This window comes from Streptomyces sp. HmicA12 (genome assembly GCF_000373565.1).
In the GTDB taxonomy this organism is placed as follows: Bacteria; Actinomycetota; Actinomycetes; order Streptomycetales; family Streptomycetaceae; genus Streptomyces.
Window position 1 is genome coordinate 232,529 of sequence record NZ_KB891809.1, and the last position, 13,687, is coordinate 246,215.

Genomic DNA, 13,687 nt, shown 5'->3' on the forward strand with positions numbered 1-13,687 from the left:
GGAGGAAGAGAAGGACTATGGGAACTGCAGCAGGAGAGGGGAGGGCCGTACCTCGGTACGTGCAGATCGCTGACGACATCGTTCAGCAGATCAGGGGCGGAGTCCTCAAGCCCGGAGACATGGTGCCGAGCGAGTCGGAGTTGGTCGACCGCTACAACGTCTCGGGCGGCACGATCCGTAAGGCCATGGTCGAGGTACGGGCCAGTGGGCTCGTGGAGACCCGGCACGGCAAGGGCTCGATCGTGAAGGACCGGCCACCCGTGCGGCATCGCTCCTCCGATCGCTTCCACCGGTCGCACCGCCAAGGCGGTAAGGCCGCCTACCTCGCCGAGTCCGCACAGTCCGGCGCCACGGCAAAGGTCAGCGTTCTCTACATCGGGCCCATGGAGGCCCCGGAGGATGCGGCCGAGCGACTCGGGGTTGCATCCGGCACTCAGGTCCTCGCGCGTCGGCGCCTCTACTTCCGCAACGGCACCCCGGTCGAGACGGCTTCTTCGTACCTCCCGTGGGACGTCGTGAAGGACATCCCCGAGCTGTTCGCCGAGAACCCCGGCGGTGGCGGCATCTACGCCCGACTCGAAGACCACGGGCACGAGTTCGCCGAGTTCGTCGAGACGCTGCAAGCGCGGCCGGCCTCCAAGGCGGAGGCGTCCGAGCTAGCGCTGAGTCCCGGTGCGCCCGTGGTTCACCTGATCCGTGAGGCCCGTACGACCGAAGGCCGCGTGGTCGAGGTGTGCGACACCCTCATGGCCGCTGACCAGTTCGTTTTCGAGTACCGGATCCCCGCCACCGACTGACGCCCGCTCAACTCCTCGCAGCCCGCCGTGACTTATCTGTCGCGGCGGGTTGACTCATGTATAGGAGTGATGCACTCTTCTTCATGTCACTCATGTACATGAGTGACGGAGCTCAGCCCCTACATAGGAGTGGTTCGCTGTGCGTCAGATCCCCGTCGACACCTCCACCGCCACCGTGATGGTCGCCAAGACCCCGCAGATCAAGATCAAGGACCGCCGGACCGGCGAGATCGCCCTGGACACCGACGGCGGCAAGTTGATGACCGTGGACGTGATGTTCGCGGCCAACGACGAGGTGGAGATTCTGTCCGTCACCGTCCCCGAGACCGGCGTCTCCGACGAGCTGACCATGGGCACCCCGGTCGCGCTCACCGGCCTGATCGCCCGCCCGTGGGAGAACGAGTTCAACGGGCAGAAGCGGCACGGCATCGCCTTCCGCGCCGTCGCCGTCACCTCGCTGGTCGTCGGCGCAGCCCAGACCAAGGCAGCCTGATCATGGGCGAGTTCATCGTCATCGCGCTCGTGGTGGTGGCCGTCGCCGCAGGTCTTCTGCGGTGGCGGCGCCCCGCCTGGTACTGGCTCTGCTTCGGCGCCGTGCTCGCGTCACTGCGGCTCCTGGTCCGCTACACCTCCGTCATGGAGGCCTGCGGGCTCACGGTCCCGCCCTCGCGCTGGCGCCTCGCACTTGCCCGGATGGCCAACCGGCCCGTTCCAGAGTCGCGCTCGCCGCGCATCCTGCGCCTGCGCCCCACCCGGACCGGCCTTGTCTTACGGCTCAAGCTCCGCCCCGGCCAGGACGCCTTCGACTTCTCCGCCGCCACTGATCGGCTGCGCCACTCCTTCGGGATGCACGGCGTCAGTTCGCGCGAACTCCGCTCTGGTGTCGTCGAGTTGAGAATGACCGGCTACGACGTTCTCCAGCGGGTGCAGATGCCCGCCCCCAGCGCCTCCGCAAGTACGTCACCGCTCCGTGTGCCAGTCGCCCTGCGTGAGGACGGAGCGATCCACTACCGCGACTACCGCGCCGTTCCGCACGGCCTGACCCTCGGCGCCACCGAGTCCGGCAAGTCCGTCTACCAGCGCAATCTGGTCTGCGGCCTCGCACCGCTCGACGTCGCCCTGGTCGGCATCGACTGCAAGCAGGGCGTCGAACTCTTCCCGCTCGCCCGCCGGTTCTCGGCACTGGCCGACAACCCGGACACCGCACTCGACCTCCTCGAAGCGCTCGTTGCCCACATGGCCGACGTCTACCAACTCATCCGCGCCGAACAGCGCATCAGCGTTGCTGTCCCGGATGCGGAGATCGCCGCCGATATCTGGGACCTGCCCGCCGACCTGCGACCGACCCCGGTCGTCGTCCTGGTCGACGAGGTCGCCGAACTCGCCCTCTTCGCCACCAAGGACGAGGAGAAGCGCCGCGACCGCATCATCACCGCCCTGGTCCGCCTCGCCCAGCTCGGCCGCGCGGCCGGCATCTACCTGGAGATCTGCGGCCAGCGCTTCGGCTCCGAACTCGGCAAGGGCATCACCATGCTCCGCGCCCAGCTCACCGGCCGCACCGCCCACCGCGTTAACGACGAGACCAGCGCCAACATGGCCTTCGGCGACATCTCCCCGGACGCCGTCCTCGCCGCCATCCAGATCTCACCCGATACCCCCGGCATCGCCGTCGCCGGTGACTCAACCGGCGGCTGGGCCCGCATCCGTGCCCCGCACACCTCGCTGCGCGACGCCGTGAACCTCTGCAACGCCCACGCCGACCGCACCCCGGACCTGCCCGCGCTCGCCGCCTTCCGGCCCGCCGTCGCCGCGTTCTCCCCGGCCACTGTGTCGCTCTCCAAGGCCGCACCAGTCACGGCCTGACTCCCTCCGCTCCACGGTCGGCGCGACCGCCGCGCGCCAGCTCTATACCCCTCCCATGCCGAAATCAGGAGGCCAACCCATGGACGCCAACGAGGACTTCGATCGCACCATCGCACTCCTTGAGGCGCTGGATCTGTACGAGCGGCGCTACGCGGCCGACATGGCGTTCATCGCCATCGTGGCCCCCGCACTCGCCTTGTCCCTCCCGATCGGTGCCCTGCCGCCCATGATGTACGGCGACGGCGACGACCCCTCCGAGCGCTGAGCCGTGACAGCCCGCACCGCTCTCCGCCCGGACGCCGTTCTCGTCCAGGCCGTCATCGCCGGAGCCCTCTCCTTCGCTCATCTCCACGATCTGGCCGCTGCTGCCGGACAGGACGGCTGGAAGGCATGGGCCTACCCGGTCAGCGTCGACCTGCTCCTGGTCGCCGCTTGGCGCCGACTCCGTGCCGATCGCCGCTCCCGGCTCGCCTGGTGCTGGTTCGCCGTCGCGCTGTTCGCGTCGCTCGGCGCCAACGTCGCCACCGCCGGACTCCTCGATGTCGAGCACCCGCCTACTTGGCTCCGGATCGGCGTCGCCGGGTGGCCCGCGATCGCCTTCCTCGGCGGCACGCTCCTCGCTCACACCAGCGCACCGACACCCACGGCGCCGGTCGACTCGGCTCCCCCGGTTGCCCCCGAGCCCGAACCCGAGAGCCAGGAGCCGACACCTCAGAGCCCGGAGATTGTCGAGCCTCCAGCCCGCGAGGAATCCCCGGCCCTCCCGGCTGCCACCGAGCCCGCGGCTCCGACCACCCCCACTGTCCCGGCCGCCCTCGTCGCCCATGCCCGCAAGCTCGCCGCCGACCACCAGACCCGCACCGGCACCGCGATCGATACCGACACCCTGCGCGCCCGCCTCGGCGTTCCGCCCCAACTGGCCGACGCTATCGCCGCCCAACTCACCTGACCTGAAGGGAGACCCACCGTGCCCGCCCACGACCACTTCCACTCGGTGATGCAGATCGGTCCGGTCCAGATCGGCACCTACCGCGACCGTCGCGGCCACACCAAGCACGCCGCCGTGTGCACCGCCGACCGCTGCGGCTGGTCCTCGGACTACTCCAGCCAGTCCGCCGCCCAACTCGCTGCCCGCACCCACCGCTGCAAGGTCCGCTGAGGAGCACCCATGGACGTCCCGCTCTGGTTCTTCGTCGCCTGCGTCGGCCTGGTCGGCATCAAGCTCATCCGCCCGCCCTGGTGGCTCGTCGCCCTCCTGCTCCTCGGCGGCTACCTCCTCGCCGACAGCCTCCTGGCCCCGGTCATCAACACCGCCGTCAAGTAACCACCCATCGAAGGGAGAACGCCCCGATGCTGCTGCGCCCCAAGGTCCCGGCCATGCCCGCCCCGACCGGCCAGATCACCCCGCCCGCCGTCATCGAACCGACCACCATCACGCAGTCTGCCGCCCCGGTGCCCACGCCGACCGCCGCGCCAGCCTCGACCCGTCCCACGATTCAGCTCACGTCCGGCGGCCTGATCACCCTCATCGTCGGCGGCACGACCGTCGTCCTGGTCCTGGGCGCCGTGCTGGTCTCACTGCTCCTGGCGGTCGCCATCACCGCCGGATCGACGGCCATCACCGCGCTCGTCATCCGCTCGCTCATGAACAGCGACGCCAAGCGCCGCTGACCGGTCCCCGGGCGGCCTGATACCGCCAAGCATCCACCGCCCGGGAGCCGTGCCCCCACCGATCCAAGAACCGGAAGGAAGCACCAGCATGGCCCACCGGACCCGCTCTCCGCACACGAGGGCGCCCGAGCCTGACGCACTGCTCGACCCGACCACCCTCAGCGACCTGCTGAGGGTGGCTTCGGCCTCCGACTTCGACCGCTGGCAGGACCAGATCCACCGCACCGGCGGCTGCTCCGACCCCATCCACCTCACCGGCTGGGCCCTCACCAAGGACAAGACCACCGGCGAGACGCTGCACCACTACTCCACCGAGACCGAACCCGGCGGCCGACTCCGCCTCGCCTGCGGCAACCGCCGCGCCTCCCGCTGTCCCTCCTGCGCGTGGACCTACGCGGGCGACACCTACCACCTCATCCGCGCGGGTCTGGCCGGAGACGACCACCGGGACGTCCCCTCCACGGTCCGCGACCACCCTCGCGTCTTCGCCACCCTCACCGCCCCGTCCTTCGGCCCGGTCCACAACCGCCCCGACCGAGGTGCCTGCCGCTGCGGCACCCGGCACGCCTCGGACGACCCGGCGCTCGGCACGGCGCTCGACCCGACCACGTACGACTACGCCGCCGCCGTCCTTTTCAACAACCACGCGGGCGACCTGTGGATGCGCTTCACGACCCGCCTCCGCCGCGAGATCGCCGCCCGCGCCGGCCTCTCCCAACGAGAGCTCAAGGAATCGGCCCGCCTCTCGTACGGCAAGGTCGCCGAGTTCCAGAAGCGCGGTGCCCTGCACTTCCACGCCGTAATCCGCATAGACGGCCCGGACGGCCCCGAGACCCCTCCGCCGTCCTGGGCCACGGTCACGCTTCTCACCGACGCGATCCACGCAGCTGCTTCGCACGGCTACACCTCCGTGTCCGTCCCGGCCGCCGACGAGGAACCGGCCCGCACTTTCCGCTGGGGCACCCAACTCGACGTACGCCCCGTCAAGGCCTTCGGAGACGGCTCCGACGTCACTGAACAGGCCGTCGCCTCCTACGTCGCCAAATACGCCACCAAGGCTGCCGAGAACACCGGCACCCTCGACCGCCGCATCGGCGAACTCTCCGAACTCGACCGCCACCAGGTCCCCGACCACACCCGCCGCCTGATCGGAACCTGCAAGCACCTCGACGCGCTCTACCCGAACCGGCGCCTCTGGGCCTGGGCTCACATGCTCGGCTTCCGGGGCCACTTCTCCTCGAAGTCCCGCCGCTACTCGACCACCCTCGGCGAACTCCGCCAGGCCCGCGCCGACTTCCGCGCCGCCCAAGAACGCGAAGTCCTCGGCACGCCCGACTTCGAGCCGGACACCGTCCTCGTCCTGGCCGACTGGCAATACGCCGGTCACGGCCACACCCCCGGCGAATCAGCCCTCGCCGCCACCATCGCCCACGACCTCCAACTCAACCGAGAGACCGCCCGCGAAGCCCTGCTCAGCGAGAGGAGCTGACCATGTCCTCGGAACTGCCGAACCGCTTCCTGACCCCCGAGGACCTGGTGGAGATGTTCGACCTCCCCAGCGTCGAGACGGTCTACCAGTGGCGGCGCAAGCGGACTGGCCCGCGCGGCTTCCGGGTCGGCCGGCACCTGCGCTTCGACCCCAACGACGTACGGGCCTGGGTGAACACCCAACTGACTGAGGCTGCCTGATGGCTGGCCACATCCAGGACCGTTGGTACAAGGTCGAGGCGGGCCCGAACGGCAAGCAGGTCAAGATCAAGACCCACCGCTACGGCTCCGGCATGCGCTACCGCGCCCGCTACATCGGCCCGGACGGCACCGAGAAGTCGAAGAGCTTCCCGGACCGGCAAAAGCGCTTGGCAGAAGCCTGGTTGACCAGTATCGAAGCGGACATGGCACGCGGCCAGTACATCGATCCGCAGGCCGGACGGACGACCTTCCGGGAGTACGCGGAACGCTGGATCGCCGCGCTCACGATCGACCTCACGAGTCGGGCGGCTATCGAGGGGCGGCTGCGACTTCACGCACTCCCCCACCTCGGTTCGCGCCCGATCGGGTCGTTCCAGCCCGAGCACATCCGCTCATGGCTGAGCGACATCGAAGGACTGGTGGCTGCTGAGTCCTACCGACGCTTGATCTTCGACGCCGTTTCGGCCGTGTTCAATGCTGCAGTCGACGACCGTCTGTTGGCCTCGAACCCTTGCCGCGCTCGCTCGGTGAAGGCTCCTCGCCCCTCACAGGTGCGAGTCCACCCGTGGACTCCAGAACGAGTCTTCGCCGTGCGCTCGCAGCTCCCCGAGCGATACCAGGCGACCACCGACGTGGGCGGTGGCTGTGGCTTGCGACAGGGCGAGATCTTCGGCCTCGCCGAGGACAACATCAGTGCCACCGGCTGGATCTATGTCCGGCAGCAGATCAAGAAAGTGCGGGGCAAGCTCGTCTTCGCTCCCCCGAAGCGCGGCAAGCTTCGTGACGTCCCGCTCGACTCCGAGGTGCACGGCGCCCTCATCGCCCACATGGCGGCCTTCCCGCCGGTCGAGGTGACCTTGCCCTGGATGATTCCGTCCGGGCCGCTGGTGACGCACCGGCTCGTCTTCACGAACCCGACCGGCGGCGCGGTGTGGAGCAACGTCTTCAACGACCGCGTATGGAAGCCAGCGTTGGCTACCGCTGGCGTCATCCCGCACCCCGAGAAGGGACAGCGTTACGCCGCAGCCCGCGAGCACGGCATGCACGCGCTACGCCACTTCTACGCGTCGGTGCTCCTGGCGGCCGGCGAGAACATCAAGGCGCTGAGCCTCTACCTCGGCCACAGCGACCCGGGCTTCACGCTCCGCGTGTACACGCACCTGATGCCCAACAGCGAGACCCGGACCCGGAACGCCATCACCGCGATGTACCGGGCCGTCGGTCACGCCCACGACGGCCCAGAGACGGCCCAGGCCGCCTGACACGGCCCCTCATCGGCGATAAAACCGCTGGTGAGGGGCTGTTTCATGCCCTCGTTCGGCAAGTAACACCCCATCTTGCCGCATGGCCAGTGCTGGGCGAAAACGCGTATCGCTCTGTGGGCCTGAGCTGGGGGTTCGGGCCGGGTGCTCGCATCCGGCCGGTCACTGTCGGTCGCTGATGGGTGGGCCCCGGGCCGCGTCGCCCGACCCGGGAACGACCCCGTGGCCGAGCGCCCACGACCTGCCTGCCTAGCTCGCTGCGCCGATCACTCGCCGTCGGAAGGTGTCTCCACCGGAGGCTTCTTCCTGCGGACCAGGATGAGCGCTGCGCCGCCGATGACGACGAGGACGATGGCCGCGCCGGCGATCACCGGGGTGGTGTTCGACGCGCCCGTCTCCGCCAGGTCCGTCCCCGCCGTGCCCGTGCCGCCCACCGACGCGGGGCTCGGCCGGGGTGCGGTCTGGGTGGTCAGGCCCTCGTCGTCGGTGTCGGTGGCGGAGGCCGTGCGGCAGTCGAGGACGCCGCTCAGGCGCTTCTCGAAGCCGTTCGGGCCCGTGATCGTGAAGTCGTAGGCCTGGTCCTCCTGCAGCGGGATCGTGACCGTCTGCCGTGTCTCGGCCGGGACGGTGTGGCGCACGTCCATCAGGCGGAAGGTGAAGGGTTCGTCGCCCTTGTTGGCCACCGTGATGTCGACGCCGCCCTTGGCGCAGTTCTTCTGCGCGGACAGCGCGGGCACGGGGCCCTCGTCCGCCCAGTTCGCCGTCGCGCTCGCGGAGACCGTGGACTCGCTGGAGCCCGCGAGGATCTGTGTCTGGCTGCGGGCGTCCGAGGTGAAGGCGCGGCCGACCGGAACGGTCGTGGAGGCCTGCACGGTCAGTGCGGCCGAGCCCGGTTCGGCGTCCTCGGGTATGTCGAAGTAGAGGCGGCTGCCGTCGGCCGCGGACGTGACCGGCTCGCCGTTCTTGTCGACGACCCGCACGCCTTCCGCGGCGGCCTGGGCGGGCGGCATCACGCTGACGCCGTTGGCGTTCGTCCGCACCGTGACCGGGCCGACCCGCTCGCCCGGGTGACCGGACACGGCCTGCGGGGAGAGGGCCAGTGAGGCGCGCGGCTCGGTGAGATCGCGGGCGCCGCGCTGCAGGTAGTCGGCGAGCTTCTCGGCGGCGGGGCTGACGGCGTCCACGTCGGCGCCGTCCGAGTAGCGCCAGATGGCGACCTGGGTGCCGGCCGCGGCGTCCTGCTCGGTCAGGGTCTTGGTGTGGGCCTTGCGGGCCAGCGCCGCCAGGTCGTTGACCTGTGGGTACGAGTTCTGCAGGATCCAGCGGATCTTGCCCGCGTCCTTGTTGCCGCTCAGTGACGTGCCGCTCCAGGAGGTCTCCTGGTACTTGGCGTCCGTCTGCGTCGGGTTGTGGATGTCGATGCAGTACGTCTGGAGCGTGCCGCCCCCGTCGACGGTCATCCGGAACAGGCCGGCGGCGACCGTCTCGTCCTGCCCGTCCTCGTGGACGACGGCTGTCCCGTGCGTGTCCAGGCCGCTGATGACGGCGCTCGCGCCGCCCTGCTCCTTGGCTCCGTCGACACCGTCGACCGCCCGGGCCGGGCCCGCACCGGATATCGCCCCGGCCGCCACGAGCCCGGACACCAGGGCCGCCGCGGCGAACCGGGCGGTGGACCGCCCGTGCCGCGCGGCCCTCGAGAACACTGAAAGCACTTAATTCCCCTTCAGGCAGGACACGTTGACGCATGGGGGGGTGGTGTCCCGCCGGCAGAATCGCAGAATCAATGCCGACCAGAGCGGCTCGGTCGGCCCTTGAGCCCCTGGAGCTCACGAACGCCTCTTCGAGCCCATGAACTCCGCCCGCATCCTAAGGAAACGGGCCATCACGATCCCCGGAGGCGCCGTCCGGCGGGAGATCCGAATCGGAATCGTTATCGCCGAAATCGCCTGTGAAGTGGGCTTACCGACACATCACCGGCACCCCGTGACCGCGCTCCGTCACCCCACCGGCTGCGCCTCCGGCTCGATCTCGAACGACGGCTCGTCCAAGGCCTGTTGCGCCTGGTGCTCCGCCCCCATGGGCGTGCCCTTCCGCACGGCCCGCCGGAACGCCGACGTACCGCGCGAGAGGTCGTGCCCGATGGTGATCGCCTGGATGTCCGCCGACGTCCAGTGCTGGCCGCCGCGTTCCTCGTCGCGGACCTTCAACCGGCCCTGGACGATGACGGGTTCACCGATGGTGATCGAGCCCTGTACGTGGGCGCCGAGCGGGCCGTTGGCCCACACCGTGAAGAAGTTGGTGTGTCCGTCCACCCATTCGTTGCGCACCCGGTCGAAGCGGCGTGGGGTCACCGCGAGGCGGAACCGGGACACCGGCCCGGTCGGCAACTCCCGGAACACCGGTGTCGTCGCGACATTCCCCACCACCGTCAGCAGCGTCTCGTTCATGGTGTACGCCCCTCCCCTGTTCGGCTCTGCTCATCGCTTCATCGCTTCATCGCTGTTCAGCGCGGTCCGGGCTCTTCCCCGAACCGCGCTCCCAGACTGACCCCGCCCCCGAGATCCCGCAGGCGCCTGTGTCCTACCGGCCGGTTGTGGAAAACCCGGTCACCCGTGCGTACTGCTCCCGCACCTCTCGGTACCGCAGCAGCTCCGCCGCGACGGGGTCGAGCACCCGCGCCCTGCCGCACGCGGCCGCCGCGTCGCGCAGACGCCGCTCCGCCTCCTGCCCGTACCGCCGTGCGGGCCCCCTGGCCGCCAGTCGGCAGGCCCACTCCACGCACGGGCCGCCCACGATCCCGGTCAGCATCATCAGCACGGGCACCCCGAGGTTCGGCGACAGCACCCCGACGATCTGCCCCACCAGCCACAGCCCGCCGATGATCTGAAGGATCGTCATGGTCGCCTGCGCGAACACCGCGACCGGCCACCAGCCGGGACGCGGCGGCCGCGCGACGGGTCCGGACGCCGCCCCGGGCAGCCGGGGGGCCGTGGAGTGCGGCGCGCCCGCCTCCACCGCCAGCTCGTCGAGCGCCTGCGGCAGTCCCTCGGCGCCGCGCGTGGCCGCCTCGCGCACCGCCTGCCCCCACGCGGTGGGCAGGCCGGTCGCCGCGGCGTCCCCGACGGCCCGTACCGCGTGCTCGACGCGCTGGCGCGCCGTGGCCTCCTCGTCGACGGGCGGCACGGCGGCCGGGGCGCTCGTGGTGACGCTGCGCCGATCCTCGTACCACCGCCAGAGCCTGAGCCACGGTGTGCCGCAGGCCTTGTTGGCGCCGCGCGCCCAGGCTCGCTCGGCGGCCTGTCCGGCGGCCGCCGCGCCGACCGCCTCGGCGAGCCGGTCGGCGAACTCCTCGCGGGCCGCCTCGCTTAGTCCGGTCTGCCGGCCGGACGCGTACACAGACCGCAGATGAAGTGCCGCCGCGTCCACATCGGCGCCGATCCGGCGGGCGGCGGCCTGGCGCTCGCCGACGAACTGGTCGAGGGCGTCGCGCAGTTCGCCGACTCCCTCGCCGGTCAGCGCGGACAGCGGCAGTACGGTGGCGCCGGGTTCGCCGTGCTCGCCGAGTGCGATGCCGTCCTCGTCGAGCAGTCGCCGCAGGTCGTCCAGGACCTGTTCGGCGGCCTCGCCCGGAAGGCGGTCGATCTGGTTGAGGACGACGAACATGACTTCCGCGTGACCCGCCATGGGCCGCAGGTAGCGCTCGTGCAGCATCGCGTCGGCGTACTTCTCCGGGTCGACGACCCAGATGACGGCGTCGACGAGCCCGAGCACGCGGTCGACCTGGCGGCGGTGCTCGGGCGCTGCGGAGTCGTGGTCGGGCAGGTCGACGAGGACGAGCCCCTCGAGCTCCGCCTCCCCCTGCTGCCCCTGCAACGGCCGCCGCCGCGAACGCCCGGGAATCCCGAGCCGGTCCAGCAACCCCGCCGCGCCGTCGGTCCAGCTGCACGCGATCGGGGCGGAGGTCGTCGGCCGCCGCAGTCCGGTCTCCGAGAGCGGCACTCCCGCGAGGGCGTTGAACAGCGTCGACTTCCCGCTTCCCGTGGCGCCCGCCACGGCCACGACGGTGTGCCGCGCGGAGAGCCGGCGCCGGGCGGCGGCCTCGTCGAGGACCCGCCCCGCTTCGGCGAGGGTCGCCCCGTCGAGCCGCGTCCTGGACAGGCCGACGAGTTCGCGCAGCGCGTCGAGGCGCTGCTTCAACTGCCCGTCGTCGTACGTTCCCGAACCCGGCGGCGCGGCCTCCAGCAGGTCGCCCGCCTGCCCGGCGGCCCGCCGCGCGATGAGCCCGTCGTCCCAGGCCCCGCTCGCGGCGGTATCGACGTGACGGGAACCGCCAGATCGATCGGCACGATCAGCGCGATCGGACTCATGGGACTCACGGGACTCATGGAGGTCATGGGAGTCATGGAGGTCATCGATCCGGTCGGAGCGATCGATGGAGTGGTCGGAGTGGTCGATGGTGTGGTCGGAGTGGTCGGTGTTGTGATCCGTGACGGCGGTCACCGCCCTCACCTCTCCTTCTGCAGCAGCGAAAGGGCCGCGATCAGTTCGGCCTGGGGTTCCGGGGTGACGCCGAGCCCGTCGAGCGGGGCGAGCCGGCGTTCGCGCTCCGCGCCGAGCACGGTGTCCAAGTACTCGCTGAGCAGCCGCCCGCCCCGGTCGCGCAACCGCAGGGCGGCCTGCGCGCCGATGCGTTCGGCGAGGTTCTCGCCCGCGGCCCTGGCCCGCCGTCCGCCGAGCAGCCCGGTGGCGACGAGGGCGGCGACGACCTCGGGCTCCGGCGGCGCGGCGCCCTGCATGTCCCCGGCGGCGCGCACCTCCTCCTCGGCGTACTCCTCGAGGACCCGCCGCCAGCGTCGTACGGCCATCCCGATGCGGTGCTCGGCGCTGTCCAGCTCGGGATCGCGGTCGGCCAGTTCGGGCGCGCCGCCACCCGGCTCGCGCCGCCACGCGTCGTCGACCCGCGCGTCCGCGGCGCTCACCGCGCACACCAACAGGGCGCTCAGACTCTCCACGAGCGCGTCGAGGAGCTCGCCCGCGGAGCAGTCCAGCGGATAGCTCCGCCACCGCTTGAGGGCGTCCCCGGCGAGCACTCCGCCTCTTTGCAGCCTGTTGCGCACGCGCGCGTGCTCGCTCTCGTACGCCTCCTCGACCGCGGTGGTGAGTCGTACGGCCGCCGAGTGCTGGGCGGCGACCGCGGCGGCCAGCTCCGGCATCCGGGCCTTGAGCGAATCGAGCACGCCACGTGCCGTACGGGTCACGGCGAGGGCCCGCGCGTTCGGGTCCTGGGCGCGGTGGGTGAGCCAGGCCCGCAGCGGCGCGACGGCGGTGGCGGGGAGCAGTCCGCCGTTCCCGGTGGACTCGGGCAGCTCGGGCACGGTGAACCTCGGCACCTCGCCGAGCCCCGCCTTGGTGAGCAGGGCCCCGTACTGGCGCGAGACCTCGGTGACGACCTGGTGCGGCACGCGGTCGAGCACGGTCACGAGGCTCGCGTCGTACTCCTTGGCGGTCCGCAGCAGGTGCCACGGCACGGCGTCGGCGTACCGGGAGGCGGTGGTCACCATGATCCACACGTCGGCGGCGCTCACGAGCCGTGCCGCGAGCAGCCGGTTCTCGTCGACGAGGGAGTCGATGTCGGGCGCGTCGAGCAGCGCGAGCCCCTGCGGCAGCGATCCCGCGGTCTCGACCCTGAGGACCTGTTCCCCGTCGTCGAGCACGGGAGCCAGCGGATCGTCCTCGTCCTCCGCCACCTCCCCGTCGACCTGACGGGGCACCCATACGCGCGTGAGGTCGGGCAGGACCCGCATCCCGGAGAACCAGTGGTGGTCATCCGGATGGCAGACGAGGACCGGGGTCCGGGTCGTCGGCCGCAGCACTCCCGCCTCGCTCACCACGCGCCCCACGAGCGAATTCACCAGCGTGGACTTGCCGGCTCCCGTGGACCCGCCGATGACGGCGAGCAGGGGGGCTTCGGGGGCCCGCAAGCGGGGCACCAGGTAATCGTCGAGCTGTGCGAGCAACTCACTTCTGCTGGCACGCGCGCGTGGCGCCCCCGCGAGGGGGAGCGGGAAGCGCGCGGCGGCGACACGGTCGCGCAGCGCGGTAAGTGCGTCGAGCAGCTGAGGCCGTACGTCCAAGGTCACCACATGCGAAGAATGCCCAATTTTGACGTCTTTCTGAAGCATATGACCGCACCTGCGCGCCGATAAGACGCCAGAACGCACCAGTAAGACCCGTGCGGCGGCCTCTCAAGCCGCGCGATACGCCACAGGAAGCACACAGCGGGACGGAAGGGGAGACAGGGGGCGCAGGCATAACGAGTGCACAACACCCGTGGCAGGAGAAGCCAAAAGCGATGCAGGATTCGTACCTGCCTGCGATTATCAGAGCCGCTTCACTGAACCTCCA

General features: G+C 70.8%; 15 protein-coding genes. 11 read left to right on the forward strand and 4 right to left on the reverse strand.

Going from position 1 to position 13,687, the window contains the following annotated elements:
- The first annotated feature begins 17 nt into the window (after positions 1-17).
- The 11 genes from B072_RS0118935 (at position 18) to B072_RS0118985 (ending at position 7,282) form a co-directional block, all read left to right on the forward strand.
- On the forward strand, positions 18-797 hold the full coding sequence (locus B072_RS0118935) for a GntR family transcriptional regulator (protein WP_026246017.1): 780 nt from the start codon (positions 18-20) through the stop codon (positions 795-797).
- Positions 798-936: 139 nt separating this feature from the next.
- Positions 937-1,290 (forward strand): hypothetical protein, encoded by a 354-nt coding sequence (locus tag B072_RS0118940; protein WP_018531540.1) that lies wholly within the window; start codon positions 937-939, stop codon positions 1,288-1,290.
- 2 nt (positions 1,291-1,292) lie between these two features.
- Positions 1,293-2,660, forward strand: coding sequence for an FtsK/SpoIIIE domain-containing protein (locus tag B072_RS0118945; protein ID WP_018531541.1), 1,368 nt, complete (start codon positions 1,293-1,295; stop codon positions 2,658-2,660).
- Positions 2,661-2,739: 79 nt separating this feature from the next.
- Positions 2,740-2,925 (forward strand): hypothetical protein, encoded by a 186-nt coding sequence (locus B072_RS0118950; RefSeq protein WP_018531542.1) that lies wholly within the window; start codon positions 2,740-2,742, stop codon positions 2,923-2,925.
- A gap of 3 nt (positions 2,926-2,928) precedes the next feature.
- Complete coding sequence (locus B072_RS0118955; RefSeq protein WP_018531543.1) at positions 2,929-3,609, forward strand: DUF2637 domain-containing protein; 681 nt, start codon at positions 2,929-2,931, stop codon at positions 3,607-3,609.
- 18 nt (positions 3,610-3,627) lie between these two features.
- Positions 3,628-3,819 (forward strand): mobile element transfer protein, encoded by a 192-nt coding sequence (locus tag B072_RS0118960; protein ID WP_018531544.1) that lies wholly within the window; start codon positions 3,628-3,630, stop codon positions 3,817-3,819.
- Between the two features lie 9 nt (positions 3,820-3,828).
- Positions 3,829-3,984: a hypothetical protein gene (locus B072_RS47375; protein ID WP_018531545.1), complete on the forward strand. Its 156-nt coding sequence runs from the start codon at positions 3,829-3,831 to the stop codon at positions 3,982-3,984.
- A 29-nt stretch (positions 3,985-4,013) separates the two neighbouring features.
- On the forward strand, positions 4,014-4,331 hold the full coding sequence (locus B072_RS0118970; protein ID WP_026246018.1) for a hypothetical protein: 318 nt from the start codon (positions 4,014-4,016) through the stop codon (positions 4,329-4,331).
- Between the two features lie 88 nt (positions 4,332-4,419).
- Complete coding sequence (gene repSA / locus B072_RS0118975) at positions 4,420-5,820, forward strand: replication initiator protein RepSA (RefSeq protein WP_018531547.1); 1,401 nt, start codon at positions 4,420-4,422, stop codon at positions 5,818-5,820.
- Between the two features lie 2 nt (positions 5,821-5,822).
- On the forward strand, positions 5,823-6,020 hold the full coding sequence (locus B072_RS0118980; protein WP_018531548.1) for a helix-turn-helix transcriptional regulator: 198 nt from the start codon (positions 5,823-5,825) through the stop codon (positions 6,018-6,020).
- Positions 6,020-7,282, forward strand: a complete 1,263-nt coding sequence (locus B072_RS0118985; protein WP_018531549.1) for a tyrosine-type recombinase/integrase — start codon at positions 6,020-6,022, stop codon at positions 7,280-7,282. The genes B072_RS0118980 and B072_RS0118985 overlap by 1 nt, the downstream gene beginning before the upstream one ends.
- Before the next feature lie 266 nt (positions 7,283-7,548).
- On the opposite strand, the gene B072_RS0118990 is transcribed toward B072_RS0118985, so the two are convergent.
- The 4 genes from B072_RS0118990 to B072_RS49790 form a co-directional block, all read right to left on the reverse strand.
- The gene (locus tag B072_RS0118990) at positions 7,549-8,994 is read right to left on the reverse strand and encodes a Cys-Gln thioester bond-forming surface protein (protein WP_161234300.1); all 1,446 of its coding nucleotides are present in this window, start codon (positions 8,992-8,994) and stop codon (positions 7,549-7,551) included.
- A 285-nt stretch (positions 8,995-9,279) separates the two neighbouring features.
- Positions 9,280-9,729 carry a single-stranded DNA-binding protein gene (locus B072_RS0118995; protein ID WP_018531551.1) on the reverse strand — a complete coding sequence of 150 codons (450 nt, stop codon included), beginning with the start codon at positions 9,727-9,729 and terminating at the stop codon, positions 9,280-9,282.
- A 133-nt stretch (positions 9,730-9,862) separates the two neighbouring features.
- Entirely contained in the window at positions 9,863-11,782 is a 1,920-nt protein-coding gene (locus tag B072_RS0119000; protein WP_018531552.1) for a GTP-binding protein, read from the reverse strand.
- Positions 11,783-11,787: 5 nt separating this feature from the next.
- Positions 11,788-13,425 carry a dynamin family protein gene (locus B072_RS49790; protein WP_026246020.1) on the reverse strand — a complete coding sequence of 546 codons (1,638 nt, stop codon included), beginning with the start codon at positions 13,423-13,425 and terminating at the stop codon, positions 11,788-11,790.
- Positions 13,426-13,687 lie beyond the last annotated feature (262 nt).

What these genes read in the sequence shown, in the direction of transcription:
- B072_RS0118980 (WP_018531548.1), top strand. Translation starts at nt 5,823, where the DNA reads ATGTCCTCGGAACTGCCGAACCGCTTCCTGACCCCCGAGGACCTGGTG.
- B072_RS0118950 (WP_018531542.1), top strand. Translation starts at nt 2,740, where the DNA reads ATGGACGCCAACGAGGACTTCGATCGCACCATCGCACTCCTTGAGGCG.
- B072_RS0118985 (WP_018531549.1), top strand. Translation starts at nt 6,020, where the DNA reads ATGGCTGGCCACATCCAGGACCGTTGGTACAAGGTCGAGGCGGGCCCG.
- B072_RS0118995 (WP_018531551.1), bottom strand. Translation starts at nt 9,729, where the DNA reads ATGAACGAGACGCTGCTGACGGTGGTGGGGAATGTCGCGACGACACCG.
- B072_RS0118935 (WP_026246017.1), top strand. Translation starts at nt 18, where the DNA reads ATGGGAACTGCAGCAGGAGAGGGGAGGGCCGTACCTCGGTACGTGCAG.
- repSA (WP_018531547.1), top strand. Translation starts at nt 4,420, where the DNA reads ATGGCCCACCGGACCCGCTCTCCGCACACGAGGGCGCCCGAGCCTGAC.
- B072_RS47375 (WP_018531545.1), top strand. Translation starts at nt 3,829, where the DNA reads ATGGACGTCCCGCTCTGGTTCTTCGTCGCCTGCGTCGGCCTGGTCGGC.
- B072_RS0118945 (WP_018531541.1), top strand. Translation starts at nt 1,293, where the DNA reads ATGGGCGAGTTCATCGTCATCGCGCTCGTGGTGGTGGCCGTCGCCGCA.